The organism is Massilia mucilaginosa (assembly GCF_011682145.1).
GTDB lineage: Bacteria > Pseudomonadota > Gammaproteobacteria > Burkholderiales > Burkholderiaceae_D > Telluria_A > Telluria_A mucilaginosa.
In genome coordinates this window covers 33,853-59,853 of sequence record NZ_WHJH01000024.1, presented here as the reverse complement: position 1 = coordinate 59,853, position 26,001 = coordinate 33,853, and the positions used below count along the sequence as shown (strand labels likewise).

General features: G+C 66.4%; 19 protein-coding genes. 13 read left to right on the top strand and 6 right to left on the bottom strand.

Going from position 1 to position 26,001, the window contains the following annotated elements; genetic code table 11:
• The first annotated feature begins 10 nt into the window (after positions 1 to 10).
• Both F2P45_RS19000 and F2P45_RS18995 read left to right on the top strand, forming a co-directional pair.
• Entirely contained in the window at positions 11 to 544 is a 534-nt protein-coding gene (locus F2P45_RS19000; RefSeq protein WP_166878531.1) for a zf-TFIIB domain-containing protein, read from the top strand.
• A 4-nt stretch (positions 545 to 548) separates the two neighbouring features.
• Positions 549 to 5,780 (top strand): DNA repair ATPase, encoded by a 5,232-nt coding sequence (locus F2P45_RS18995; RefSeq protein ID WP_166878529.1) that lies wholly within the window; start codon positions 549 to 551, stop codon positions 5,778 to 5,780.
• A 13-nt stretch (positions 5,781 to 5,793) separates the two neighbouring features.
• Here the strand turns inward: F2P45_RS18995 and nhaA are convergent, their stop codons facing one another.
• The 5 genes from nhaA to F2P45_RS18970 all read right to left on the bottom strand — a co-directional run bounded on the left by nhaA (position 5,794) and on the right by F2P45_RS18970 (position 13,995).
• Positions 5,794 to 7,038 (bottom strand): Na+/H+ antiporter NhaA, encoded by a 1,245-nt coding sequence (gene nhaA / locus F2P45_RS18990; protein WP_166878526.1) that lies wholly within the window; start codon positions 7,036 to 7,038, stop codon positions 5,794 to 5,796.
• Positions 7,039 to 7,143: 105 nt separating this feature from the next.
• Positions 7,144 to 7,638, bottom strand: a complete 495-nt coding sequence (locus F2P45_RS18985; RefSeq protein WP_166878523.1) for a hypothetical protein — start codon at positions 7,636 to 7,638, stop codon at positions 7,144 to 7,146.
• Between the two features lie 151 nt (positions 7,639 to 7,789).
• Positions 7,790 to 11,032, bottom strand: a complete 3,243-nt coding sequence (locus F2P45_RS18980) for a di-heme oxidoredictase family protein (RefSeq protein ID WP_166878521.1) — start codon at positions 11,030 to 11,032, stop codon at positions 7,790 to 7,792.
• A 318-nt stretch (positions 11,033 to 11,350) separates the two neighbouring features.
• The gene (locus tag F2P45_RS18975) at positions 11,351 to 12,418 is read right to left on the bottom strand and encodes an AI-2E family transporter (protein ID WP_229505166.1); all 1,068 of its coding nucleotides are present in this window, start codon (positions 12,416 to 12,418) and stop codon (positions 11,351 to 11,353) included.
• A 17-nt stretch (positions 12,419 to 12,435) separates the two neighbouring features.
• Positions 12,436 to 13,995: a TerC family protein gene (locus F2P45_RS18970; RefSeq protein WP_166878518.1), complete on the bottom strand. Its 1,560-nt coding sequence runs from the start codon at positions 13,993 to 13,995 to the stop codon at positions 12,436 to 12,438.
• Positions 13,996 to 14,169: 174 nt separating this feature from the next.
• Between F2P45_RS18970 and F2P45_RS18965 the strand changes: the two genes are divergently transcribed.
• From F2P45_RS18965 to F2P45_RS18940, 6 genes are all read left to right on the top strand, one after another.
• Positions 14,170 to 15,333, top strand: a complete 1,164-nt coding sequence (locus tag F2P45_RS18965; protein ID WP_166878515.1) for a tyrosine-type recombinase/integrase — start codon at positions 14,170 to 14,172, stop codon at positions 15,331 to 15,333.
• Positions 15,334 to 15,373: 40 nt separating this feature from the next.
• Positions 15,374 to 15,982: a TetR/AcrR family transcriptional regulator gene (locus F2P45_RS18960; RefSeq protein WP_166878513.1), complete on the top strand. Its 609-nt coding sequence runs from the start codon at positions 15,374 to 15,376 to the stop codon at positions 15,980 to 15,982.
• Between the two features lie 99 nt (positions 15,983 to 16,081).
• Positions 16,082 to 16,888, top strand: coding sequence for an oxidoreductase (locus tag F2P45_RS18955; protein ID WP_166878510.1), 807 nt, complete (start codon positions 16,082 to 16,084; stop codon positions 16,886 to 16,888).
• A 53-nt stretch (positions 16,889 to 16,941) separates the two neighbouring features.
• Positions 16,942 to 17,736 (top strand): SDR family NAD(P)-dependent oxidoreductase, encoded by a 795-nt coding sequence (locus F2P45_RS18950; RefSeq protein WP_166878508.1) that lies wholly within the window; start codon positions 16,942 to 16,944, stop codon positions 17,734 to 17,736.
• 38 nt (positions 17,737 to 17,774) lie between these two features.
• Positions 17,775 to 18,845: an alkene reductase gene (locus F2P45_RS18945; protein ID WP_166878505.1), complete on the top strand. Its 1,071-nt coding sequence runs from the start codon at positions 17,775 to 17,777 to the stop codon at positions 18,843 to 18,845.
• A gap of 28 nt (positions 18,846 to 18,873) precedes the next feature.
• Positions 18,874 to 19,881: an NADP-dependent oxidoreductase gene (locus F2P45_RS18940; RefSeq protein WP_166878503.1), complete on the top strand. Its 1,008-nt coding sequence runs from the start codon at positions 18,874 to 18,876 to the stop codon at positions 19,879 to 19,881.
• A 31-nt stretch (positions 19,882 to 19,912) separates the two neighbouring features.
• Here the strand turns inward: F2P45_RS18940 and F2P45_RS18935 are convergent, their stop codons facing one another.
• Positions 19,913 to 20,236, bottom strand: coding sequence for a hypothetical protein (locus F2P45_RS18935; RefSeq protein ID WP_223164784.1), 324 nt, complete (start codon positions 20,234 to 20,236; stop codon positions 19,913 to 19,915).
• Between the two features lie 209 nt (positions 20,237 to 20,445).
• Between F2P45_RS18935 and F2P45_RS18930 the strand changes: the two genes are divergently transcribed.
• The 5 genes from F2P45_RS18930 to F2P45_RS18910 are packed head-to-tail and all read left to right on the top strand — an operon-like array spanning position 20,446 to position 25,968.
• Positions 20,446 to 21,573: a hypothetical protein gene (locus F2P45_RS18930; RefSeq protein WP_223164783.1), complete on the top strand. Its 1,128-nt coding sequence runs from the start codon at positions 20,446 to 20,448 to the stop codon at positions 21,571 to 21,573.
• On the top strand, positions 21,566 to 22,780 hold the full coding sequence (locus tag F2P45_RS18925) for a cation:proton antiporter domain-containing protein (protein WP_166878494.1): 1,215 nt from the start codon (positions 21,566 to 21,568) through the stop codon (positions 22,778 to 22,780). Before F2P45_RS18930 ends, F2P45_RS18925 begins: the two co-directional genes overlap by 8 nt.
• Positions 22,773 to 23,981 (top strand): YbdK family carboxylate-amine ligase, encoded by a 1,209-nt coding sequence (locus F2P45_RS18920; RefSeq protein WP_166878491.1) that lies wholly within the window; start codon positions 22,773 to 22,775, stop codon positions 23,979 to 23,981. Before F2P45_RS18925 ends, F2P45_RS18920 begins: the two co-directional genes overlap by 8 nt.
• Entirely contained in the window at positions 23,978 to 24,643 is a 666-nt protein-coding gene (locus F2P45_RS18915; RefSeq protein WP_166878488.1) for a response regulator, read from the top strand. Before F2P45_RS18920 ends, F2P45_RS18915 begins: the two co-directional genes overlap by 4 nt.
• Positions 24,619 to 25,968: a sensor histidine kinase gene (locus F2P45_RS18910; protein WP_166878485.1), complete on the top strand. Its 1,350-nt coding sequence runs from the start codon at positions 24,619 to 24,621 to the stop codon at positions 25,966 to 25,968. Before F2P45_RS18915 ends, F2P45_RS18910 begins: the two co-directional genes overlap by 25 nt.
• Positions 25,969 to 26,001: the final 33 nt, after the last annotated feature.

The window sequence follows — 26,001 nt, the reverse complement described above, 5'->3', positions numbered from 1 at the left end:
AGGAGACATCATGATTTGTCCAGCATGCGGCAGCCGCCATTTTGCGCCCGTGAAGATCGAAGGCGGCCTGCCGGCCGAGCGTTGCGCCGACTGCCAGGGCGCCTGGGTCGAGCTCGACCGCTACCGGAGCTGGCGCAAGAGCCGGCCCGAGGTGGCCGCGCCCGAGTACGCCGGCGATATTTCCCAGGTCAACGAACCGGTGCGCGTGTGCGCCACCAGCGGGCGCCTGATGACCCGCATCAAGGTCAGCAACGACAACCCGCTGCGCCTCGACTACAGCGCCATGGCGCAAGCGGTCTGGCTCGACAAGGGCGAGTGGGAGCGCCTGCTCGACATGGGCCTGCACGACCAGCTCGACGCGATCGTCTCGGAGCGCTGGCAGAACGACCTCAAGCACGCCGCCTCGCGCGAGCGCGCCGAAAAAGCCATGCGCCTGCGCTTCGGCGACGCCGCCTACGAACAATTGGCGCAGATGCGCAGCTGGCTGGCGGCCCAGCCGAACCAATCCGAAATGATTGCCTTCCTCAACGCCAAAGCGGATTAAGCCAATGACCGACGCACACGCAGCACCGGCGCCGGCCGACTCCGGCAATCCTTCAGACGGCGCGCTCGAATCGAGCAGTTTCGACCTGCTGCGCGCGCGCCTGGGCGAACACGGCAACGCTCTGCAAGCCAAGGCGGCCTTGCTCAACGCATCGCGCCTGGCCGAATTCGGACGCCAGGAAATGCTGCTGCGCGCCCGCACCCGCGCCCGCACCGAGAACAATTGCGTGGCGCGCGATCTGGTCCTGGTCGGCGGCGTGCTGCTGTTCGGCTACAGAGTCTTCATGGGCTTGCGCCAGGAAACCCAGGTCGCGGACGTGTTCGCCCTGTACCGCCTGCGCGCCGAAGGGGAAGACGCCGAACTCGAACCGCTCGCGCTGGACAACACCTTTCTCGACCAGCCGCGCTTTCTGGCGGAATTCCGCGAGCTGTACAGTTATTACAAGAACGCCCAGCTGGTCCAGTTGCGCGTGCACCAGGGCAAGTTGCTGGCCGCCTTCAAGATCGGCGAGCGCATCAGCGATGTGCGTGTATTCCGCTGGCAACTGGATGCCGATGGCCAGGCCACCTACATCGACAACCGGGGCGAGCGCGACATTGCGCTGCCGCCGACCCACGATTTCGAGTGGATCCAGACCACGCGCGAGCAGCACGTGCTGGGCAAGCATCCGCACATCAACATCCTCGACACCCTGTTCGTCGAAACGGTAGGCGGCGACCTGACCGTCAAGATCGAAAACAATACCGAAACGGGCCTCGGGATCTATGCCGAGCCGGTCGAGGACCGCAACCAGTCGCTCAACGATGGCGACATCGCCTATGCCGCCGTGGGCGAACTGATCCTGCTGCGCATCAAGGCCTACCGCGAATCGGTGTTCCGCTACCTGGTCTTCAACCGCCGCACGGCGCAGGTGACCCGGGTCGACGCCATCGGCGCTTCCTGCGTGCAATTGCCCGAAGACCACGGCATCGTCTTCCCCGAAGGCTACATCCTGCAAAGCGGCGACGCCAAAATTTTCGCCGACATGCCGCAGGGCCTGCAATTCAAGCGGCGCGTGATCTCGCCCAACGGCGAGGACGTGCTGTACGTGTTTTACGGGGTGGAGCAGGGCGTGTACGTCTTGCTCACCTACAATATGATCAGCAAGACCCTGGCCCAGCCGCTGGTTGCGCACGGCTATGCGCATTACGCCGACGGCGCCATGCTGCTATTTGCCGCCGAAAGCGAAGAACCGACCCGCAACCACGCCATGCAACTGTGGCAGACCGCGTTCGTGAGCGACGACCATGCTGCGCTGCAAGCGCCGCGCCAGAGCTACCTCGGCAAGATCGGCAACCGCGAGCTGGTGCGCGGCCTGTCCGAACTGCTCTCGCTGGCGCGCGCGGTGCGCGAGCAGGCCGATGCCCCGCGCGACCAGTTGCCCGGCCGCTTCATGTTCGAAGCCCTGCTGCGCCAGTGCCGCCGCATCGCCGACGCCTTCCACTGGCTGGGCACGCCCGAGGCGCATGACGCCGGCAGCGAAGTGCACGCCATGATCGGCGTAGCCGGCGCCACGCTCGACGAATTCGACAAGGCCGCCGCCGTGCGGCGCGACGCCGCCGCCACCCTGGCCCAGGCCGCGCTGGCGCAGCGCCAGTTGCTGACCGATACCGCCAGCCGCCTGTGGCAGTCGCCCGCCGACTTCATCGACGCCCTCAACGCGATCCGGCTGGCGCGCGGGCGCCTGGCCAGCCTCAAGGAACAGCGCTACATGGACGTGGCGCAGCTGGGCGTGCTCGACGCCGAACTGGCGGCCGAAGAAGCGCGCGTCTCGGGCAACACCGTCACCTTCCTGGCGCGCGACGACGCCTTTGTCCGCTTCACCGAAGAACTGGCCAAGCAACGCGCCCAGCTGCCCGAGATGCACACCACGGCCGAGCTGGTCCCGCTCAACGACACGCTCGACCAGAACGCCGCGCGCCTGGACGGCCTGACCGAACTGCTGGGGACGCTTGCGGTGGGCGACGCCACCTTGCGCACGCGTATCCTCAACACCATCTCGACCATCTACGCCGACGTCAACAAGCTGCGCGCCCAGGCGCGCCAGCGGCGCAAGCAACTCTCGCAGGGCGAATCGGCGGCCGAGTTCGCCGCCCAGTTCCAGCTGTTCGGCCAGTCGGTCGAAAGCGCGCTCGAGCAAAGCGACTCGCCCGAACGCTGCGACGAACTGCTGACGCGCCTGCTGGCCCAGCTGGAAGACCTGGAAGCCCGCTTCGCCGAGCAAGAAGATTACCTGGCCGAAATCGGCCACAAGCGCGAATCCGTGTACGAAGCGTTCGAAGGGCGCAAGCAGGCCCTGCTGGACCAGCGCGGCCGGCGCGTGCAAGCCATCGTCGAAGCGGCGCGCCGCATCCTGGCGGGCGTGCCCAAGCGCCTGGCGCAACTGAACGACGCGGCCCAGCTGGAAGCGTATTTCGCCTCCGACGCCTTGCTCGGCAAGCTACGCAACAGCATTACCGACTTGCGCAAACTGGGCGGCGCGGTCGGCGCCGACGACCTGGCCGGCCAGTTGAAAGCGCTGCGCGAGCAGGGCCAGCGCTCCCTGCGCGACCGCAACGAGCTGGTCACCGGCAACACCATCCGCCTCGGCAAGCACGCGTTTACCGTCAACCAGCAGGCGCTCGACCTGGCCCTGGTCACGCACGAGGGCCGCCCGGCCTACCACCTGGCCGGCACCGACTACTTCGCGCCGCTGGCCGACGCCCGCCTCGATGCGCTGCAAGCGTACTGGGGGTTCGAGACCGTTTCCGAAAGCAGCCAGATTTACCGCGCCGAATACCTGGCCTGGCAATTCGTGCTGGCCGCGCAGCAAGGCAACGCCGGCACGGAGTGGACTGCCTTGGTGCAGGGCGCGCGCGCCCCGCTTGAGCCGGCGCTGGAAGAGGCCGTGCGCCGCTTCGCCGCGCCGCGCTTCCACGAGGGCTACCAGAAAGGCATCCACGACCACGACGCCAGCCTGATCCTGCGCAAGTTGCTGCCGATGCTGGAAGACGCCAGGCTGCTGCGTTACAGTCCGCTGGCGCGCGCCGTCGCCCTGATCTACTGGCAACACCTGGAAGGCACGCAAGACCTGCAAGCCACGGCGCAAGCCGCAAGGCACCAGGCCCAACAGGCGGCGCTGATGCGCAGCCAGTTCGGTAGCGAACGCATGGGCAAGCAAGTGGCGGTCCAGTTCGGCAACGACCTGCGTGATTTCCTCTCGCAGCACGGGCTCGAGATCGACCCGTGGCTCGACAGCGCTACCGAAACCGTCGGCAGCCTGCTCGACCAGAGCGCCGCCTACCTGCTGGCCGAACTCGGCTCCCACGCCGCCGACGCGCACCACGCGGCGCCGCACGAATGGGTCGCCAGCCGCGCCGGCGCCGAGCTGGCGCACGGCTTGCAGCAGCACCTGGAGCGGCACGCCATCGCGCTGCCGTGGCTGAACACCACGCTTGGCTGGCGTACCCGCTGGCAACTGGCGACCGAATGGCTGCATGCCTTCATGCAGCAGGGCCAACATGACCTGGCATTGCTGCCGGAAGCGGCGGCCAGCCTCCTGTGCGGCATGGCGCGCCACGTTCAGCCGGCCGAGCTGACAGCGCGGGTCGACGGCTTGCTGGGCGAACATGCGCGGATCAACGAGCAAGCGCTGACGCTCCAGCTCAACGACTTCTTGCGGCGCCTGACCTGGCACGCCGACGTGATCGTGCCGGCCTGCGAGCAGTTGCAGCAACTGCGCCAGAGCCTGGTGCAGGAAGAAAAGCGGCGCCTGCGGCTGGAACAGTTCCAGGCCAAGCCGCTGTCGAGTTTCGTGCGCAACCGCCTGATCGACGACGTCTACCTGCCGCTGGTGGGCGACAACCTGGCCAAGCAGATCGGCGCGGCCGGCGACGCCCGCCGCACCGATTCGATGGGCATGCTGCTGCTCATTTCGCCGCCGGGCTACGGCAAGACCACCTTAATGGAATACCTGGCCGACCGCCTCGGCATGATTTTCGTGCGCATCAATTGCCCGGTGCTGGGCCACGCCATCACCTCGCTCGACCCGGCGCAGGCCGCCAACAGCGCGGCCAGGGCCGAGCTCGAAAAGCTGAATCTGGGCCTGGCGATGGGCAATAACGTCATGCTGTACCTGGACGACATCCAGCACACCAACCCGGAATTCCTGCAAAAATTCATCGGCCTGGCCGACGGCACCCGCCGCGTCGAGGGCGTGTGGCAGGGCGGCAGCCGCAGCTACGACCTGCGCGGCAAGCGCTTTGCGATCGTCATGGCCGGCAACCCGTACACCGAGTCGGGCGACGTGTTCAAGATTCCGGACATGCTGGCCAACCGGGCCGACATCTACAACCTCGGCGACGTGCTCAGCGGGCGCGAAGACGTGTTTGCCATGTCGTATATCGAAAACGCGCTGGTCTCGCATCCGGAACTGCAGCCGCTGGCGATGCGCGATCCGCAGGATGTGGTGCGCCTGATCCGCATGGCCCAGGGCGAAGCGCTGGCGACCGGCGAACTGGCGCACCCCTACACCAGTGCCGAGGTGGCCGAGATCGTCAAAGTCCTGCAACGCCTGTTCAAGGTGCGCGACGCGCTGCTGGGCGTGAACATGGCCTACATCGCCTCGGCCGCGCAGGACGATGCCTACCGCACCGAGCCGCCGTTCAAGTTGCAGGGCAGTTACCGCAACATGAGCAAACTCGTGCCCAAAGTGTCGGCGCTGATGAACGATGCCGAACTCGATGCGCTGCTGCGCGACCACTATCGCGGCGAAGCCCAGACGCTCACCACCGGCGCCGAGGAAAACCTGCTCAAGCTGGCGCACCTGCTGGGACAGCCGAGCGAGGCCGAACAGGCGCGCTGGGCCGCCCTGGTGGCCGATTTCGTGCGCCTGCGCAAGCAGGGCGGGGCCGACGCCGACGGCGCCACCCGCGTGGCCAACACCTTGTCCGAGATCGGCAAGCAGATCGCCGCGCTGGGCCAGCACATGGCGCCGGCGGTGCATGTGACCGTGCCGGAACAGGCCCGCCTGCAGGAGGCCGTGCTGCGCCTGGCCGACAGCTACGAACAGGCGTTATTGCCGTTGATCAGTTCCATGAACCACAAGATGCGGCTCGATCACAGCATCTGGGACAATGTGCGCGACAACGGCGCCGACCTCAAGGAGATCGAAAAACGCCTGGCCCGGCTGTTCCCGCCGGAGGGAAACCAGCCGTAAGGCCAGGGCCGCGTCACGCCTTCGCGGGTGACGCGGCTGGATCTTCCTCGAAATCGAGGGTATCGAGGTCGCTGTCGCCGGCCTGCGGCTTGCCGAATATCTTGAGCCACGTGAAACCGATCACGCCTGCCACCAGCGAGGCCAGCAAAATCGCCATCTTCGACGCGTTGACCACCTCGGCCTGACCAACGAAGGCCAGGTTGGTGATGAAAATCGACATCGTAAAGCCGATCCCGCCCAGCAATCCCGCGCCGAACACATGGCGCCAGGCAAGGTCCAGCGGGAGGCGGCAGATGCCCACCGTCACCGCCGCCAGGCAAAACACGGTGATGCCAAGCGGCTTGCCGATCACCAGGCCGGCCAGGATGCCCAGGCTGTTGGCCGACGCCAGGTCGGCGGTCCAGCCCGACGCGATGATGATGCCGGTGTTGGCCAAGGCAAAAATCGGCAAGATGATGAACGCGACCGGCTTGTGCAGGAAATGTTCAAGCCGGTGCGATGGCGAGTCCTGATCGTCCTGTTTGGCGGAGAAGGGAATGGCGAAGGCCAGCAGCACGCCGGCGATGGTCGCATGCACGCCCGATTTGAGCATCAGGAACCACATGATGGCGCCGCCGAGCAGATACGGCGCCAGCGCCATGATGCGCAAAAATCGGTTCATGCACAGCAGCACCCCGAACATGGCGATGGCCCCAAGCAGATACGGCACCGACAATTGCGCGGTGTAAAACACGGCGATCACGATAATCGCGCCCAGGTCGTCCATGACGGCCAGTGCGGTCAGGAAAATCTTGAGCGAGGCCGGCACGCGGCTGCCCAGCAGGGCCAGCACGCCGAGGGCGAAGGCGATATCGGTCGCCATCGGAATGCCGATGCCGGCTTGCGTGGGCGAGCCGTTATTGAAAGCAAAATGGATCAGCGCCGGCACGCAAATGCCGCCCACCGCCGCCACGATCGGCAGCAGCGCATTCTTGAAGTTGGACAGCTCGCCGTTATACAGCTCGCGTTCGAGTTCGAGCCCGATCAGCAGGAAGAAGATCGCCATCAGCGCATCGTTAATCCAGTGCTCGACGCTCATTCCGGCCAGCTTGATGTGCCAGAAAGCCAGATAGTCGGGACCGGCAGCCGAATTGGCCAGCACCAGCGATACCAGGGTGCACACAATGAGGACAATGCCACCGGCTTTGCTCGAAGCAAAGAACTCCTTGAAACTCTTGGAGAGGGATTTGGAAACAGTAGGGGAGGAGTGTGGATTCATAGGTCGCAAGAAAACCGCGTGGCGGCCCGACCATCGCAAAACCTGCCACACGGACGTGTGGACACCCAGCGCGAAGTATACCCTATTTCGGCGTGCGCCCGCTCGTCAATCGATCACCTCGACAAACGCCTTCTTTTCCATGTCCCACGCCCGGCCATTGAATGCGTAGGTGTCATAGCCCAGATAAAAGCCATCGTCCATGCGCAGGTAGTGAACCCGGGAGCCGTATTTGATTCTATTCTTCGACATATCCTTGATATTGTCGGCGACGGCGACTTGCATCAAGGAGTCGGGATAAACGCCCGTCTGCTTCTTGTAGTCATAAATGGACGCTACCACCGCTGTCGCCGCCCGTTCGACAGCGGGATTGAACATCGAGCCGACGAAGGTACTCAACACAAACCCGAACAGTCCGGTGAAAAACAGCTTCCAGTTGGCAAAGAACCGGCCTCTTGACGCCGACCCGACAATCGCGGCCAACAGCAGCAGCATCAACGCCATGCCACTGAACAGTCCCTTGAAGTTGTCCTTTACGTCATACAGCCCGAGCGCCAGGAACGCCATGACGCACGCAACATAGTTGATATACACCGGCTTCATGGATGATTACCGCGATGAAATTGTTCTGATTTGTCGATAGCATCTGTAAATATGCCGCAGAGACAGATCTTAATCGACCCGCGCCTATATAGAAAGAGCGCCGGACAGTAACCCGTCCGGCGCTCTTGCCATTGCCAGGGCGATTAAATGATTACAGCGACTTGAGGAACGCCAGCAGCGCCTCCCGGTCCTGCCCCGACAGCGCCTCGAAACGCTGGCGCGAGCGGTCGGCTTCGCCGCCGTGCCACAGGATCGCCTCGGTCAGGTTGCGCGCGCGGCCATCGTGCAGATAGCCGACCTTGCCTTCCTTGCCCATGACCATATCGGTGTAGCCGATGCCCCACAGTGGCGCGGTACGCCACATATTGCCCTTAGCCTGGCCTTCGGCGAACTTGTCCGCCAGTCCGGCGCCCATGTCATGCAGCAGCATGTCGGTGTACGGACGGATGGTCTGGTTGCGCAGCTCGGCGAACAGGTGGCCGGCACCGGTTTTCATCTGCACCGTATGGCAGGCGGCGCAGCGCATGCCCTGGAACAGCTTGCCGCCGGCGCTGATCTGCTGGGCGTCGACACGGTGCTCGTCGAGCGCCGCCACGCCCTTCGGAAAGCCGCTGGCAACGCTGCGCTGGGCCGGCACGCCGACCAGGGCCAGGTACTGCGCGATCGATTTCAGGTCGGACTCGATGATGCCCTTCTGCGCACCTTTCGTTGCGCAACCGGCTGGGTCAAAGGCGCAGCCGCGGTTCGGATACACCGGCGAGGTGACCGACATGTCGAGCAGCAGCGCGTCGGCGCTCTGGTGACGCAGGGTCGCCTTCGATGCCTTCCAGCCGAAACGCCCCAGGCGCACGGCGCCGCTTTCCGGATCGAACACGAAGTTGGCCGTGCCCTTGACCCCGTCGGCGTCGGCCGGCTGGGCCGCGCGCGCCAGGATATCGGCTTCCGGAATCGCTTCGAGCAGGCCGGTACCGATCATCGGCTGGGCCGCGCGCAGCGAAAAGGCGCTTGGCACCGGACCTTCGAAGCCGAGCGTCGGCTTGCGCAGTTCGACCGTGGTGCCGTCGGCCAGCTTGACCGAGCGCGTCTCGAAGCCGGACACGCGCGCGCCCATGCCCCAGTTCTGCGCGCTGCCGGTTGGCGACACGGCGTTCATCTGGACCGCGGTGCCGTACAGCGGATGCGGCAGTTGCTGGCCGTTGGCGCCGGTGCTTGCCACCCGCACCGACATGCTGTCGAGGCGCTGGCCCAGTGCGGCCGGTGCCGGGCTGCGGCCGTTGTTGACGTGGCAGGCGATACAGGCGGACTGGTTGTAGCGCTGGCCTTGCAGGCCGACCGCCGGCAGGTAGCGGTCGTTGCCGCCCTCGTTATGGTCGCCGCTCAGGAAGCTGGTATGCACCAGGCGCCGGCCTTCGACGAAACGCTGCATGTTCTGCATGCCGACGTTGTTGTGCGGCTGCTGGAACATGAACAGGCCGTTGTCGGTGTAGTTGTACGAAATCGAGCCCTGGCCGCCGGACAGGGTCTCTTCCGGCAGCGGCACCGAGTTCAGGCGCGGCTGCACGCCGTACCACGGTTTCAGGCCCGCGCCGACCACGTACACCCACTCGTAGGAGTAATAGCGGATGCCGCCGGTGTCGCCCTTGGCGGCCATCGACTCCTTGGTCGAGAAGAACGACGGCGAGACCTCGATGATGTCGCCGGCGACCAGCGCGCGTCCCGGCACGCTCTTACCGTTCGGCATGCCGTTGGCGTCGATGCCGCCGTGGCCCGGATAGCCCTTGACCAGCAGGGTGCAGGCGCCGTTGATGCCGTTGGCATTGGTCAGCTTGCTGTTGGCGGGGTAGGCGACCGGTGCGCACTGGGCCACGCTGCGGTCGACCAGTTCGCCGGGATTCATCCAGCCGTAGCCGGTTACGCCGGGCCGGTCGAAGGCACGGAAGAAGGCGATCCCGCCCGACAGAAAGTCGGTCTGCGTGTACTGGTTGACGATCAGCTGCGGCTTGGTGACGCCGGCCACGCGGCTGTTGTCGATGATTTCGACGCCCCAGGTGCGGTTCTTGAAGTATTGCGGCACGAAGGTGAGGTAGTTGCCCGGGCCTTTGTTGACGGCCAGGCCGGTGGCCGGGTCGACCGTTTCGTTCGGGCCTTCGCCGATCTCGTTCCAGTCCTCGCCACGCTCGCGCCCGTGACGGGCCAGGCCGCGCGCGCCGAAGCGGGTGACCAGGGTGCCGTCGGGCAGGGTGAACTGCAGCGTTTCGAGCGGTTCGGCCGCCGCTGGCAGCGGGCTCATCGCACTGCCGTTGGCGGGGAAGGGATGGGCCGAGGTGACCGCCGGCGGCACGGTGTTGTCGCTGCCCGGGCTCTTGAATTCGACTTCGAACAGCGAGTAGCCGTACTGGCTGGCGCGCGCCACGCCCTGCAGGCGGATGAAGCGGGCGTTGACACCGAGATTGAAGAACTCTTCGATGCCGCCGCGGCCATTGCTGACGCTGCGCAGAGCGGTCCAGTTCTGGCCGTCGTCCGACACGCGCAGTTCGTACTGCTTGCCGTAGGCGTTTTCCCATTGCAGCTTCATGTAGCCGACTTGCGTCTTGACGCCGAAGTCGAACGCGATCCAGGCGCCGTCTTCGGCCTTGCTGGCCCAGCGCGTGGCGGCTTTGCCGTCGATCGTCATGGCGGCCGACATGCCCTGGTTTTCCACCGGCGACGAGCTCGCGGCGACCGGCTTGATGGCCACGCCGGGCTGGCCTGGATCTGCCGGGCCGGGGGCGGGGGGCTGGGTCGGCGTCGGGGTGGTTGGCAGCGGCGAGCCCGAAAACGCCTGGATTTCAAAGATCGAATAGCCGTACTGCGAGGAGCGCTTGACGCCCTGCATGCGCAGATAGCGGCCTTTGCCGTTAAGGCCGGCGATGTCTTCGGTGCCGCCCTGGCTGTCGCTCACGGTCTTGATCGTGGTCCAGTTGGCGTTGTCGTCCGACACTTGCAAGAGGTAGGCACTGGCATGGGCGTTTTCCCAGTCGATCCGCACCCGGCTGATGAGTTCGGACTTGCCGAAGTCGAGCGTGAGCGATTCGCCGTCGCCAAAGCCGCTGCCCCAGCGCGTTTTGTCGTTGTGGTCGATGGCGGCGGCACCGGCCAGGTCGGGCCGCTCGGCCGAACTGGCGCTGGCGGTGACGGGGGTGAGGGCGGTTTCCGCCGCCGCTGCCGCGACCATGCGCGATGTGCCGCTCATGCTGCCCTGGCCCGATGGGGCCGCGTCGCCGCCACCGTTGCCATTGCCGCCGCAAGCGGCCAGCAGCAACGTCAGGGCAAGGGGAAGCCCCTGGACTGACAGCTTGCGCAGCTGTCCCTGCGACGCGCCTTGCCGGCGAGCGCCCGATGTTGAATACCTCATGTTTACCTCGTTTTGTCGGACTTCATTAAAAGTGATGCCGCCAGCGCAGGGCCGGGCGGCATGCTTCTCTTGTTTTGTCCAGGGCGACCGGCCACCCTGACGGTGTGCAGTTTCCTGATTGCACTGCATTCAATTTGCATCTTTATAACATGCACATATGACAATCTGGAAACGTTACCATCCACTTTGGTGGTTTTTTGTGAGGAAGTGTTGGAAGGGCGCGACGAATCGCGCACCCATATTGACGCTGAAGGCGGAAAACGGCGACCGTTGCGCGCGCCCGCATTCGCCGCCGGCGAGCGCCGGCGGCGAATGGAATCAGGGAACGGGTGCGTGATCCGATTCGGCCGGGACGATCATCGGTACCGGCTCGGCCTCGCCGCCGCGCAGCCACCAGAACAGCACCGCCATCATGAACGGGCCGATAAACAGGCCGAGCACGCCCATGGTCGAGACCCCGCCAAGCAAACCGAACAGCACTGCCAGGAAGGGCAGGTTGACGCGCTGGCCAATCAGTTTGGGGCGCACGAACTTATCGACCAAAAACAGCTCGAAGGCGCCCCAGCAGAACAAGCCCAGCGCCGCGCCCGCATGGCCCTGGCCCAGCAACAGCAGCGAGACCGAGGTGAATGCCAGCGGCGCACCGCCCGGAATGAGCGCAAGGTAGCCGGTGACGACGCCGAGCAGGACCGGAGCAGGCGCTCCCGCTACCGCGTAGGCCAGCCCCAGGACCAGGCCTTCGAGCAGCGCGACCGAGCACAGGCCGAGCGCGGTGCCGCGCACCGACAGCGGCAGCAGGCGGCGCAGTGCCGCGTAGTGCTTCGGCAGCAGGCGTTCGCCGGCGTGGTCGGCATAGTGCGCGACCGCAGGCCCATGCAAATACAGGATGAACAGCGTGAGGATGGCCAGGAACAGGTAGAGGGCGTTGGTCAGGATGGTGGTGCCCAGCGTTCGGGCGGTACCCGTCAGGAATGGCACGAATTCGCCCGCCGTGGTCTGGATCAGGGCGCTCAGCCCGCCCGGCTGCGCCAGGTTTTCCTGCCACCATTTCATCGCCGGTTCGGCGACCACCGGCAAGCGCGCCAGCCATTCCGGCGCCGCCACGCCGGTCTGGTTGATCTGGCCGAGCAAGCGCTCCACCGTTTCCAGTTCATTACTCAGCGTATTGATCAGGAAGATGGACGGGCCCGCCAGCGTGATCACCAGCAGCGCGACCAGCGTGCTCGCGCTGGCAACCCGCGACCAGCCTCGCTGCAACAGGCGCTCGTGCAGTGGCCAGGTAATCACCGCCAGCAGTCCGGCCCAAGCCAGCGAGCCAAGGAAGTGCTGGAGCAGGAAAGCCAGCGCGATCGCAAAGACGATCGGCAGGAAAGGAAATCTGGACATGCCTTCTACTCCGGTTTTCATGTGGCTTGCGGCTCGCCGTCCGGCGAAAGGCGCGTCACCAGCACCGTGGCGATGCGGCGCTCGACGACTTCCAGCACTTCAAAGCGCAGGCCGTCGACATCGATCGTTTCACCGGCCTGCGGCAGGGTAGTGAAGCGCTCCAGCATGAAACCGGCCAGCGAGGTGTATTCATCGTCGACCGATACCAGCGCGTCGCTGTGCAGCACCTGCTGGAGATACAGCAGGTCGGCGGTGCCATCGATTTTCCACTGGTCCTTGCCGATTGCCTGAATGACAGGCTGCTCATCCTCGTCCGGAAATTCGCCGGCGATCGCCTCCAGGATATCGATCGGCGTCACCAGGCCTTGGATCGTTCCATACTCATCGGCGATCAGGACCAGTTGCCCATGCGAGCGCTTGAGGGTGTCCATCACCTTCAGGACGCCGACCGAGTCCGGCATGATGATCGGATCGCGCAGGCTGGCCGCGTCGATTTTTCCGTGCGCGGACAGATCGGCAATCAGGTCTTTCGCCCTTGCCACCCCGACAATGTCATCGAGCTGGCCCCGGCACACCGGGAAAAAGCTGTGGGGCGTATCGAGCACCTGTTGCCGGATCGTGGCCGCGCTGGCGTTCAGATCGATCCAGGTCAGGTCCGACCTGGTCGTCATGACCGACCGCACCGAGCGCTGCGACAGGCTCAGGACGCCGCTGACCATATTGCGCTCTTCACTGTCGAAGGCGGACGCTTCGGCGGGCTCGACCGTGTTTTCCGCTTCCTGATTCACTTCCGCGCGCGTCCTGCTTCCCAGCAGGCGCAAGATGGCGTCGGCGGTGCGCTCACGCAGGGGCAGGTGCGCGTCTTTCCTGGTGAAGTTCTTGTGGGCAAGCTGGTTGAAAAATTCGATGACGATCGAGAAACCGATCGCGGCATACAGATAGCCTTTCGGAATCTTGAACCCGAGTCCCTCGGCGACCAGGCTCAAGCCGATCATCAACAGGAAACTCAGGCACAGCACGACCACGGTGGGATGGGCGTTGACGAAGCGCGTCAGCGGCTTGGACGCGAGGATCATCACCGCCATGGAAATGATCACGGCCGCCATCATCACGCCCAGCTCATCGACCATGCCGACGGCGGTGATCACGGCGTCGAGCGAGAAGACCGCGTCGAGCACGATGATCTGGGCGATAACGGCACCCAGGCTCGCGTACACGCGGGGCCCGCTGTGCACATGGGTTTTTCCCTCGACCCGCTCGTGCAGTTCCATGGTTGCCTTGAACAACAGGAAGACCCCGCCGAGCAGCAAGATGAGGTCGCGCCCGGAAACCGCCTTTCCCATCAAGGAAATGAGCGGTTCGGTCAGGGTGACCATCCAGGAAATCATGGTCAGCAAGCCGAGCCGCATCAGCATGGCCAGCGACAGGCCGATCAGGCGGGCCTTGTCGCGTTGATGGGGCGGAACCTTTTCGGCAAGGATGGCGATAAAAATGAGATTGTCGATGCCCAGCACGATCTCAAGTACCACCAGTGTCAGCAAGCCGACCCAGATATTTGGGTCAAAGAACCATTCCATATAAAACGCCTGTCGTGATGAAGTGTGTAAAAGGTCGAAGCCGATCCTGGACCGCCAGGCGGAATGGGGTGAAATTATACCTCCTGTCACGGCGCGGATGAGGCCGGAGACGGGTAGAAGGAAGCTGATCAAACTGCTATACTGTACATTCGTACAGTATTGAATCGTCCCCGCATGCACAAATTCACACCGATCAACCTGGAACCGGTGCCGCGCAGCGGTCCGCTGCCCAGCGACACCAAGCGCCCCGACATCGGCATCTTCCACGTGGCCGACGACGCCATCACGAATGCCAGCACCGACAGCGAAATCGCGCGCGAATTCATCGCCCACGGCGAACTGAGCGAAAAATCGATCGCCAACACCCAGAAGGAACTGTTTCGCTTCCTCACCTGGTGCCGCGAAGAAGCGGGCCGCTCCTTCCACCAGCTCAGCGTGGCCGACCTGAACCTGTACAAGGAATTCCTCAAGAACCCGCCGTCCGACTGGGTCGCCAGCACCAAATGGCCGCGCACCGACCCGCGCTACCGCCCGTTCACGGGGCCGCTGTCGGACGCCAGCCGGCGCCAGGCGATGATCGCCGTCAAGGGCTTGCTGGCGTTTGCCGAGCAGACCGGCTACATGCGGCGCAATCCGGCGCGCCTGGTCAAGAACGTGCGGGCGCCGGTGGCCAGCCGCATCACGCGCTACCTGACCCCGCACGCCATCGCCCTGGCGCTCGCCACCGTCTCGGTGCGTCCGGCCGAGACGCCGTCGGCCCTGCGGCGGCGCGCGCGCGACCGCTTCTTGCTGGTGGCGTTCACGCAGACGGGTGCGCGCCTGAACGAGATCGTCAGCGCCAACATGGGCGCGATCTACACCGAGGGCAACGGCCGCTGGTGGCTCGATGTGATTGGCAAAGGCAACAAGCCGCGCCGCCTGCCGGTGCCACCCGAGATGCTGGCCGCCTTGCGCGACTACCGCCAGGCCTTCGGCCTGCTGCCGCAGACCTCGCGCACTGACCGCACGCCCTTGGTGCTGTCGAGCCGCAAGCATTCGCTGGCGCGCATCACCGATGAAGCCGCCGCCCAGGCGCTCAAGGCCGTGTTCGCTGCCGCCGCCTCGGCCGCCGCCGGCCAGGGCGATACCGAAACGGCCGCCGTGCTGCGCCAGGCCTCGCCGCACTGGCTGCGCCACAGCATGCTGACCAACCACGCCAACAATGGCGTGCAGCTGAAAACCCTGCAAGACACGGCCGGGCACGCCAACATTGCCACCACGGCGGCGTATCTGCACAAGACCGATAACGAGCGGCACGACGAAATCATCGCCTCGGTGATCGGCAGGGGTGGCCCGTAATGATGTTGGCGCCGGCGTGCACCCGGTTTCAAAATGGTATATGATGACCGTCATGAAATCGAAACCCGCCAAAAGCCCGACCGCCAGCCGCAAGGAGGCCACCCACGAACGCATCGTGGAAGTCGCTTCGCGGGCGATCCGGCGCAGCGGCTACGACGGCACCGGCGTGGCCGACATCATGAAAGAGGCGGGCCTGACCCACGGCGGCTTTTATGCCCACTTCGACTCGCGCGACGCCTTGCTGGCCGAGGCGGGCGACCGCGCCGGCGCCGACGCGGTGGCGCTGGCCACGCGGGTTGCCGCCAGCGCCCCGCCGGGCCAGGCCCTGCAGGCGCTGATGGATGCGTATCTGTCGCCCCAGCATATCGCCGCCATCGAGAACGGATGCCCGGTGTGCGCGCTGGGCTCGGAGATGCCGCGCCAGGCGCCCGAAGTACGCCACGCCGCCACGGTGCACATCAAGGAAATCATCGACCTGTTCGCCCGCCAGATGCCCGACTGGGGCCAGCCCCGGGCGCACGAGCAGGCCATGGCCACGGTGTGCGCGCTGATCGGCACCACCATGCTGGCGCGCGCGGTGGACGACCCCAGGCTGGCGGCAGCGCTGTGCGCGGCCACCTTGAAACAATTTTCCCCGGATGCGGACTGAGCAGGTCTGCGGCCGGTTTTTTTTGACTGCAAATATGATGAGCGTCATATTTTGAATCGCCGGACGGAGTGTCGTCTCGGTTTTTTGAGAGGAAACACCATGGAGTGCAAGATCGCACTGGTCACCGGCGCCTCGTCCGGCATCGGTCAAGCGACGGCGGCGCGCCTGGCGCAAGCCGGCTGGAAAGTATTCGGCACCAGCCGGCGCGGCGCGCAAGCGGCCGGCGCAGGGTTCCGGATGCTGGCCCTGGACGTGACCAGCGACGCCTCGGTCGCGGCCGCCGTCGAGGCGGTGATCAAGCAGGAAGGACGCATCGACCTGCTGGTCAACAACGCCGGCTTTGGCGTGGCCGCCGCCGCTGCCGAAGAAAGTTCGATCGCCCAGGCCCAGGCCGTTTTCGACACCAATTTTTTCGGCGCGGTGCGCATGACGCGCGCCGTGCTGCCGCACATGCGGGGCCAAAAAGGCGGGCGCATTCTGCACATCGGCTCGGTGCTCGGCTTCCTGCCGATGCCGTATGGCGCGCTGTATGCCGCCAGCAAGCACGCCATCGAAGGCTATTCCGAGTCGCTCGACCATGAATTGCGCAACTGGGGCATCCGCTCGGTGGTGATCGAACCGGCCTACACCAGGACCCCGTTCGACGCCAACCTGATCGAGGCGGACACCAAGCTCGACGCCTATCACGCCGTGCGCACCGCCGTGGCGCGCCGCATCCAGGACATCATGGCCGGCGCCGAAGGCCCGGAAGTGGTGGCCGAGACCGTGCTCAAGGCCGCCAGCGCCGCGCGGCCGAAACTGCGCTACACCGCCGGCGGACTGGCGGCCCGCCTGCGCCTGCTGCGCACCTTCGCCCCGGCCGCCATGCTGGACGCGGGCATGCGCAAAGACCTGCAACTGGCTTAAGAACTTCCCCCGTAACACTTCCACTAGAACTACTTCACTTCAAGGATATGACCATGAGCACGACTTCCCGAAAAATTGCCCTCGTCACCGGTGCCTCGTCCGGCATTGGCGCGGTGTACGCCGAGCGCCTGGCCAAGCGCGGCTACGACCTGGTCCTGGTGGCGCGCCGCGCCGACCGCCTGCACGCGCTGGCCCGGACCATTGCCGCCAGCCATGGCGTGCGGGTGGAATCCATGATCGCCGACCTCGGCACCGAAGCGGGCCAGGCGAGCGTCGCGCAATTTTTGAGCGCAAACCCGGTCGACATGCTGGTCAACAACGCCGGCATCGCGCGCCTGGCCCCGCTGAGCGGCGGCCCGCTGGACGATTCCCTGTCGCAGATCGCACTCAATATCGGCGCGCTGACGCGCCTGGCGCACGCCGTCCTGCCGGGCATGAAAGCGCGCAACGCCGGCACCATCGTCAACGTCGCCTCGGTGCTGGCCCTCAAGTCGCTGGCCTTCAGCGCGGTCTACAGCGGCACCAAGGCCTTCGTTCTCGCCTTCAGCCAGGGTTTGCAGGAAGAACTGGCCGGTACCGGCGTCACGGTGCAGGTCGTTCTGCCGGCCTCGACCGCCACCGACATCTGGGACCAGTCCGGCGTGCCGCTCTCGGCCCTGGCCCCCGAGGCGGTCATGCTGACCGAGCACATGGTCGACGCCGCCCTGGTCGCGCTCGACCGTGGCGAAGCGATGACCATGCCGTCCGTGCACAACAGCGAGCTGGTCGCGCATTTCGACGCCGCCCGTTCAGCCCTGTTCGCCGCCTCGCAAACCGGCAAGGTCGCCCCGCGACTGTTGCCAGCCTGAACCACCTTACCCTTTACACTACATCAAGGAACCCCGACATGTTATTCGACACCTTCTCCCTGCGCGCCACGCCGCTCGCCAACCGCGCGGTGATGTCCCCGCTCACGCGCAATCGCGCCATCGGCAACATTCCGAACAGCCTGATGGCGACCTACTACGCCCAGCGCGCCGGTGCCGGCCTGATCATTACCGAAGGCACCTCGCCCTCACCGAACGGCCTGGGCTATGCGCGCATTCCCGGCTTGTTCAACGATGCCCAAGTGGCTGGATGGAAACAGGTAACCGATGCCGTGCACGCCAAAGGCGGCAAGATCGTGGTGCAGCTGATGCACACCGGCCGGGTGGGGCACGCGGCCAACCTGCCGGCCGGCGCCGTGGTACTGGGGCCGTCGGCGCAGACCTGCCCGGGCGAAATCTTTACCGACAGCGAGGGTAGCCAGGCGCACACGGCGCCGCGCGCCATGGACGGCGCCGACATCGCCGCCACCATCGAGGAATACGTCAACGCCGCGCGCCTGGCCGTTGCCGCCGGCTTCGACGGGATCGAACTGCACGCCGCCAACGGCTATCTGCTCGAACAATTCCTCAACGCCAACGTCAACCAGCGGACCGATGGCTACGGCGGCACGCCCGAGGGCCGCAACCGCATCGTGCTCGACATCGCCCGCGCCACCACGGCCGCCATCGGTGCCGGCCGGGTCGGGATTCGCCTGTCGCCGCATGGCGCCTTCAACGCCACCGGTACGTTTGAAGGCGTGGACGAGCAGTATCTGGTGCTCGTCAAGGAACTGTCGGCGCTGGACCTGATGTATGTGCACCTGCTCGACCACTCGGCCATGGGCGCGCCGCCGGTGCCGGCCAGCCTGAAAGCGAGCCTGCGCGCCGCCTTCGACGGCCCCTTCATCCTGGCCGGCGGCTTCGGCAAGGCCAGCGCGGAACAGGCGCTGACGGCGGGCCAGGCCGACCTGATCGCCTTCGGCCGGCCGTTCCTGGCCAATCCCGACCTGCTTGCGCGCCTGCGCGACGATCTTGCGCTGAACCAGCCGGACCCGTCCACCTTCTACACCCCCGGTGAAAAGGGCTACACCGACTATCCAAGCGCAAGCTGAACGTCACCGCCACATCGGAAAGAGCATCATGAAAGCACTGATATTGAAGCGCTACGGCGGACCGGGCCAGATCGACTTTGCCGACCTCGAACGCCCCACCATCAAGGATGACGAGATCCTGGTGCGGGTGCACGCGGCCGGCCTCAATCCGATTGACAACATGATCCCCAAAGGCGACTTCAAGCCGATCATCAAGTTGCGCCTGCCCGCCACCATGGGCAGCGATCTGGCTGGTGTGGTGGTGGAAACCGGCAGCCGCGTGACCCGCTTCAAGGTGGGCGACGCGGTGTTCGCCAGCCTGTTCGACCTGGGCGCCGGCTCGCTGGCCGAGTTCGCCGCCGTGCCCGAACATGCGGCGGCGTTGAAACCGGCCAATCTCGACTTCGTGCAGGCGGCATCGATTCCCATGGTCGGGCTGACCTCGTGGCAGGCGCTGGCCGAGCGCGCCGCCGTCAAACCGGGGCAAAAGGTGTTCATTCCGGCCGGGTCGGGCGGGATCGGCACCTTTGCGATCCAGCTCGCCAAGCACCTCGGCGCCATCGTCGGCACCACCACCAGCACCGCCAATGTGGCCATGGTGCGCGAACTCGGCGCGGACGAAGTGGTGGACTACAAGGAGCAGGAATTCGAACAAGTCCTGCACGGTTACGATGCCGTGCTCGGCACGATCAAGGAAGACGGGCTGGAAAAGGCGCTGCGCATCGTCAAGCCGGGCAGTGCGGTGGTGTCGCTGATCGGCCCGCCGGACGCCGCGTTTGCGCGCCGGCGCGGGATGAACGTGCTGTTGCGCTTCGTCTTCAGCCTCTTGAGCCGCAAGATCATCGGCCTGGCGAAACGGCGCGATGCGCAGTATTGCTTCCTGTTCGTGCGGGCGGACGGCAAGCAGCTGGCCGGCATCGGCGAACTGCTTGCGCAAGGGCGCATCCGGCCGGTGATCGACAAGGTGTTTCCGTTTGCGCAGGCCAGGGAAGGGCTGGCGTACCTGGAGACCGGGCGTGCCAGGGGCAAGGTGGTGGTGCGGCTGGTGGACGAATGACGCCGCCAGCGGCGGGCTGGCTGGGGCCGGGCTAGCGCGCGGTGCCTGGCCTGTCGTGGATGAGACGGGTGATTTCCACCAGGTGGGTCGAATACAGCTGCGCCAGGGTGGCGAGCAGCCGGTCGCGCTGCGGGCGCAGCCGGTAGGCGCGGGGGGAGGCATCGGCGTCGGCATCGGCATTGAGCATGCCCGCATGGCACAGGTACTCCAGCACCGCGCCGGCAGCGGCGGGCGTCACGTACAGCCGCTGCGCCAGCGCGGGGGCCGACCAGGGCGTGGGCGCACTGGCGCGCAACAGCATCAGCGCTTCCAGATGCGGCACCGAAGGAATGCTGGTCAGAATGAGGCGGCGCACCGCGGGAGGGATCGTTGTTTTCGCCATTGATGCAGTGTGTCGGTACGGTACAAATTGCCGCAGGTACGAGTAATGGGCGCTGATTCTATAGCGATAATGCGCAGCCGAACAGGCGTTTACCCTCGAAAAGTGGCATATTTGCATGCTGCGCGCGCATGTGCGAATCGCTAAGTATTCGCTAAGTGTGCCGCTCTACCATGGCCGGGCCGGTGTCCACCAGGACGCTGCGCGCCCACACGCCGATCACCGAGGAGAGCCGATTGTCCCAACCGTTCCGCGCTGGCAACAGGGCATTTTTTCCCTGCATCCTGCCCGCCATCGCCCTTGCCGTCGCCTTGCCGGGGATCGCCAGCGGCGCGGCGGCGCCGTCGCGCAAGGCGGCGGCCGATGTCGGCACCGAGCTGCGCCTGCTTGCGCAGCAGCGCCCCTGGACCTGCGCCGACCAGCCGGCCACCCCGGCTCCCGGCCCCGGCCTGACCGGCGGCGTGGCTGAATGCGCCTGGCAGAACCGCTTGCGCATGCGCCGCTGGAGCGGGCAGGGCGGCGTCGCGCCGGGTGCTTGCGTCAGCGCCCAGGCGCACTGGTGGGGCTGGGCCCGCGCCGGCGCCGCGCCGTCCGCCAACGTGGCGCCGGTCTGGCGCAGCGCCTGGAACAGCCAGGCCGTCAGCGGCGGGCAGGGCGCGCAACAGCGCATCGTCACCCTGCGCCGCCAGGACGATGGCCAATGGAGCGTGACCGAATGGCGCTGGGACCCGTCCGAGCGCGCCGCCACCCGGCGCTGGCAGGAGCAGCGCTGGGCATTGCTGGCGGCCAGCGCCGCCCGCTGGCGTTCGCCCGCCGAACCACCCTCGGGGCCGGTTGGGGAGCGCATGCTGCACAGCGTGCTCGAAGCGCACCTGGCGCAGCGCACCGGCGAGATCGGCGAGCGCACCTGGCAGTGGCAGGCGGAACGGCTGTGCCTGACCGTCGATGCGGTGGGACTTGGGCAACAACTCATGCAACTGCCGTACGCGGCCGACGACAGCCGCATGGAGCAGCGCGCCGCCATGCAATTGCAACTGGCGCGGCGCTATCCCAAGGCGACCTGGCTCACGCCCTTCAGCCTGGTGCCGAAGGCGCCGCACGCGCGCGGCGGCGCCAAGTTCCTCGCCGTGTGGATGGAAAACGCCACGTTCAAGGGGCAGCTGTGGATTCCGACCCGAGGCGGCGGGCCGCTGGTGCGCCTGCGCATCACCACCGTGCCGCCGGCCGGCGCGCACGGCGCCGCGCGCGCCGAGCAAGTGCTGCAAAACGAATTGACGGCGCTGGCCACGCGCTGGGCGGCCGAACATGAATGAGGACGCCGCAACACTTCCCCTGTGGCTGCTGTCGCCGCTGGCCGTGGTCGGCGCCGGCTTGCTGCTGTCGCAAGTGCTCGGGGTCCTGCTGCAGGCGCGCGGCTGGCCCAAGCTGTACGGCGCGGTCATCGCCGGCCTGGCGCTCGGCGTCAGCGGACTGGGCCTGGTCGATGCGGCGCTGCTGACCCAGTTCCAGGAACTGTTCAATGCGGCCTCGGCGCTGGTCCTGTTCGAAGTCGGGCGCAAGATGGACCTGGCGTGGCTGTGGCGCAGCGGGCGCCAGGGCGGCGCGCTGGCGCTCGGCTGCGTGCTGCGCGGCCTGGGCGCGTGGGCGCTGCTGCTCGCTTTCGGCCTCGGCCGGGCCGAAGCGGCCTTCATCGCCGCCATCCTGATCGCCGTCAACCCGGTGGTGTTTACCTCGATGGTGTCGGATTCGCACGCCAGCGGGGTGGCCACCTACGCCGCCGCCAACACGGTCGGCATCAGCAACCTGCTCGCGCTGCTGGCCCTGGCCGGTTCGCTGGCGTGGATGCGCAGCCACAATATCAACGCCGAGTTCGGCTTTTCGGGCGAACTGCTGCGCCAGGCCAGCCAGCTGGCAATGGGCGTCGGCATTGCGCTGGTCTGCTATGGTTTGTATGCGCTGGCCACGCGCATGGCGAAAGCGCAGGCCGGCTTGCGTCCCGGTATCCTGCTGGCGGCGCTGATGATGGACCTGGGCCTGTGCTCGGTCACCTCGGCCAGCGCGCTGCTGTCGCTGCTGCTGATGGGACTGCTGCTGCGGAATGTCGAAACGCGCGACAATGTGTTCCAGGCGCAGGTCAAGACCGCCCAGGATATCGGCTATGCGCTGCTGTTCATGATGTCGGCCGCGCTGGTCCAGATCCAGCAATTGTTCCAGCTGATGCCCTTGCTGGCCGCGCTGCTGGTGTTCGGCCTGCGCATCGGCCTGACCCGGCTGGCCCTGATGCCGAGCAAGGCCTGGAGCGGCGACAAGAAGCACGCCATCGCGTTGTCGCTGTGCTCGCTGGTCAGTTTCGGCTCGCTGGTGGTCGACAATTCGCTCAGCGGCGCGTCCTACATGAGCGAGGCCGCGGCCAGCATCATGGCGGCCCTGCTGGCCCTGAACGTGCTGGCCGGACCCGGCCTGACCTGGTGGGGACTGAAACTGGCCGACGAAACCCACGAAGGAGACGAACATGGCTGACGCCAACCTGGAACAAGAGCGCCTCGCCGCCGCCCAGGCGCTGGCCGTGGCCGGGCAGGGTCCGGCCTACCTGCCGCCGTTTACGGTCTCGCAGCTGGGCACGATGGGCATCGAACTCGAACTGATGGTGCTCGACCGCCTCACCTACGACCTGATGCCGGCCGCGCCCGACATCCTGCGCCTGCTCGACATGCAGAGCAAGAAATGGATCGCCACGCCCGAAATCACCACCTCGATGCTGGAAGTGGCCAGTTCGATCCTCGGCAGCTACGCCGAGGCGGCCGCCGAGATCGAGGAAATCCGCGCCAGCGTGCAGCGCGCCGCTTTCCAGGTGGGCGCCGCCATCTCGGGCGGCGGGGCGCACCCGTTCCAGAAGTGGAACGAGCAGCGCATCTACCCCAAGGAGCGCTACCGCGAGTCGGCCAAGAAGTACGGCTACCTGGCCAAGATGTTCACGGTGTTCGGCATGCACGTGCACGTCGGCGTGCCCAGCGCCGACGAAGCGATCCGCCTGTGCGCCTGGCTGACCCAGCGCGCGCCGCTGTTCATCGCGCTGTCGGCCAATTCGCCCTGCTGGCAAGGCGAGGATTCCGGCTTTTGCAGCGCCCGCAGCAACGTGGTCGGGGCCTTTCCGATGAGCGGCACGATGCCGGCCCACATTCGGAGCTGGCACGATTTCGAGCAGCACTTCGCGCGCCTGGCCGGGCACGGCATCGTCAACAGCATCAAGGATTTTTACTGGGATGTGCGGCCCAAGCCCGAATTCGGCACCATCGAACTGCGCGTGCTCGACACCCCGCTGCATCCGTCCTACGCCGGCGCGCTGGCCTGCTACGCGCGCGAACTGTGCATCGAGGCCTACGACGCCGCCGGCAGCTGGCCGAGCGACGATTCGCGCGAACTGTACGCGTGGAATCGCTTCAATGCCGCCAAGGACGGGGTCGAGGCGGTCTGGATCAATCCCTGCAGCGGAATCGGCCTGCCGGTGCGGCAGGTGGTGCTGGACGACCTGGAGCGCCTGGGCCGGCGTTCCACCGATCCCGGCTTCGACGAGGCGCGCCGCATGATCGGGCAACTGATGGACAAGGGCGGCCAGGCGCGCTGGCTCACCGCCCACCTGGAGGCCGGTTCCGGCATGAACGACCTGGCGCGGGTGGCCAGCGAAATGTTCGAGCGCGCGCCGCCGGGAACGGCGCCATGAGGGTGTTGCTGGTCGAAGACGACCCGATGATCGGCAATGTGGTGCAGCAGGAACTGCGCGACGCCAGCTATGCGGTCGACTGGGTGTGCGACGGCCAGGCCGCGCTGACCAGCATCGCCACCGGCCTGGGCTACTCGCTCGTGCTGCTCGACCTGGGCTTGCCCAAAAAGGATGGCATGGACGTGCTGCGCGCGATCCGCCAGGCCAAAAACGATGTGCCGGTGCTGGTGCTGACCGCGCGCGACGCCACCGACGACCGCGTGGCCGGGCTCGACAGCGGCGCCGACGACTACCTGGTCAAGCCCTTCGCCATGCGCGAACTGCTGGCGCGCATGCGCGCGCTGACCCGGCGCAAGGAACAGGCGGTCGGCCCGAATCTGTCGAACGGGATCGTGACGCTGGACCCGGCCACCCACGAAGCGCAGGCCGGCGACCTTGAAGTGCGCCTGACGGCGCGCGAATTCTCGCTGCTGCAATCGCTGCTGCTGCGCCCGGGCGCGATCTTGTCGCGCAGCGAACTCGAAAACCGGCTGTACGGCTGGAACGAAGAGGTGGAAAGCAACGCGGTCGAGTTTTTGATCCACAGCCTGCGCAAGAAGCTCGGCGCCGACGTCATCAAGAATGTGAGGGGAGTCGGATGGATGGTGTCCAAGGGCCGCTAGGGGCCTCGCTGCGCTGGCGCCTGTCGCTCTGGCTGTCGCTGGCGATCGTGGCCATCGCCGCCGTGGCCGGGGCGATCTCGTTCCGGTGGGCGACCGAGGAAGCGCACACCTTGCAGGACCTGCAATTGCGCCAGACCGGCTACCTGATCAGCCGCCTCGACGCCGTGCCGGCCTCGCCGCTGGCGCGCGAAAAGGCCGGCGACGTCGACTTCGATGCGCGCGTGGTGGTGCGCTTCCTGCGCACCGGCGACGGCTCGCCGGCCGCCACGGCGCCGCGCCCGCCGCTGTTTTCCAGCCAGCTCAGGGATGGATTGCAAACCGTGTTCGTCGGTCAGGAACAGTGGCGCGTGTTCGTCAAGACCAACGCCAGGGGCGTGCGGGTCGCGGTCGGCCAGCAGACCACGGTGCGCGACGCCGCCGCCCGCGCCAGCGCCTTGCGCACCTTGACGCCGATCCTGCTACTGGTGCCGCTGCTGGTGTTGCTGCTGGGCGTGCTGCTGAAACAGATGTTCAAGCCCTTCGAGACGCTCGCTGCCGAACTCGGCGCCAGGACCGAAGCCGAGCTCGGCCCCCTCGATCACGCCGGCCTGCCGTCGGAAGTGTGGCCGTTCGTGGTGGCGATCAATGCGCTGCTGGTGCGGATGGGGCGCTCGCTGGCGGCCCAGCGCCGTTTCATCGCCGATGCCGCCCACGAGCTGCGCTCGCCGCTGACGGCCATGTCCTTGCAGGCCGAGCGCCTGGGCGCGGCGAATATGCCGCAGGAAGCCCGCTCGCGCCTGGACGCCCTGAGCGCCGGCCTGCAGCGCACCCGCATCCTGCTCGACCAGCTGCTGACCCTGGCGCGCACCCAGGAAGCGCCGCGCGACGCCGCCGCCCGGGTAGCGATCGCGCACGTCATCCGCGAGGTACTGGAAGACATCGTTCCGATCGCCGAAGCGAAACAGATCGACCTGGGCCTGATCGGCGAGGCCGACGGCGACGTCCGGGCCCGCCTGGTCGACCTCAAGGTACTGGTCAAGAACCTGCTCGACAATGCGGTGCGCTACACCCCGCCCGGCGGCCGGGTCGACCTGGCGGTGCGGCGCGAAGGCGGGGCGCTGATCCTGCAGGTGGACGATACCGGCCCCGGCATCGCCGTCAGCGAACGCGAGCGCGTGTTCGACGCCTTTTACCGGGTACTGGGCAATGGCGAAATCGGCTCCGGCCTGGGCCTGGCCATCACCCGCAGCGTCGCCGACAGCATGCAGGCGACGATCGCCCTGTCCGATTCACGCCCCCCGCACACGGGGCTGCGTGTCCTTGTCACCTTCCGGCTAGCCAGTTGAAGCGGCTTGTCGATCAACCAGGGGCGGCGCGGC

Coding starts and splice junctions, on each gene's coding strand:
- F2P45_RS19000 (WP_166878531.1), top strand. CDS start 11: ATGATTTGTCCAGCATGCGGCAGCCGCCATTTTGCGCCCGTGAAGATC.
- F2P45_RS18995 (WP_166878529.1), top strand. CDS start 549: ATGACCGACGCACACGCAGCACCGGCGCCGGCCGACTCCGGCAATCCT.
- nhaA (WP_166878526.1), bottom strand. CDS start 7,038: ATGAATCCACACTCCTCCCCTACTGTTTCCAAATCCCTCTCCAAGAGT.
- F2P45_RS18985 (WP_166878523.1), bottom strand. CDS start 7,638: ATGAAGCCGGTGTATATCAACTATGTTGCGTGCGTCATGGCGTTCCTG.
- F2P45_RS18980 (WP_166878521.1), bottom strand. CDS start 11,032: ATGAGGTATTCAACATCGGGCGCTCGCCGGCAAGGCGCGTCGCAGGGA.
- F2P45_RS18975 (WP_229505166.1), bottom strand. CDS start 12,418: ATGTCCAGATTTCCTTTCCTGCCGATCGTCTTTGCGATCGCGCTGGCT.
- F2P45_RS18970 (WP_166878518.1), bottom strand. CDS start 13,995: ATGGAATGGTTCTTTGACCCAAATATCTGGGTCGGCTTGCTGACACTG.
- F2P45_RS18965 (WP_166878515.1), top strand. CDS start 14,170: ATGCACAAATTCACACCGATCAACCTGGAACCGGTGCCGCGCAGCGGT.
- F2P45_RS18960 (WP_166878513.1), top strand. CDS start 15,374: ATGATGACCGTCATGAAATCGAAACCCGCCAAAAGCCCGACCGCCAGC.
- F2P45_RS18955 (WP_166878510.1), top strand. CDS start 16,082: ATGGAGTGCAAGATCGCACTGGTCACCGGCGCCTCGTCCGGCATCGGT.
- F2P45_RS18950 (WP_166878508.1), top strand. CDS start 16,942: ATGAGCACGACTTCCCGAAAAATTGCCCTCGTCACCGGTGCCTCGTCC.
- F2P45_RS18945 (WP_166878505.1), top strand. CDS start 17,775: ATGTTATTCGACACCTTCTCCCTGCGCGCCACGCCGCTCGCCAACCGC.
- F2P45_RS18940 (WP_166878503.1), top strand. CDS start 18,874: ATGAAAGCACTGATATTGAAGCGCTACGGCGGACCGGGCCAGATCGAC.
- F2P45_RS18925 (WP_166878494.1), top strand. CDS start 21,566: ATGAATGAGGACGCCGCAACACTTCCCCTGTGGCTGCTGTCGCCGCTG.
- F2P45_RS18920 (WP_166878491.1), top strand. CDS start 22,773: ATGGCTGACGCCAACCTGGAACAAGAGCGCCTCGCCGCCGCCCAGGCG.
- F2P45_RS18915 (WP_166878488.1), top strand. CDS start 23,978: ATGAGGGTGTTGCTGGTCGAAGACGACCCGATGATCGGCAATGTGGTG.
- F2P45_RS18910 (WP_166878485.1), top strand. CDS start 24,619: ATGGATGGTGTCCAAGGGCCGCTAGGGGCCTCGCTGCGCTGGCGCCTG.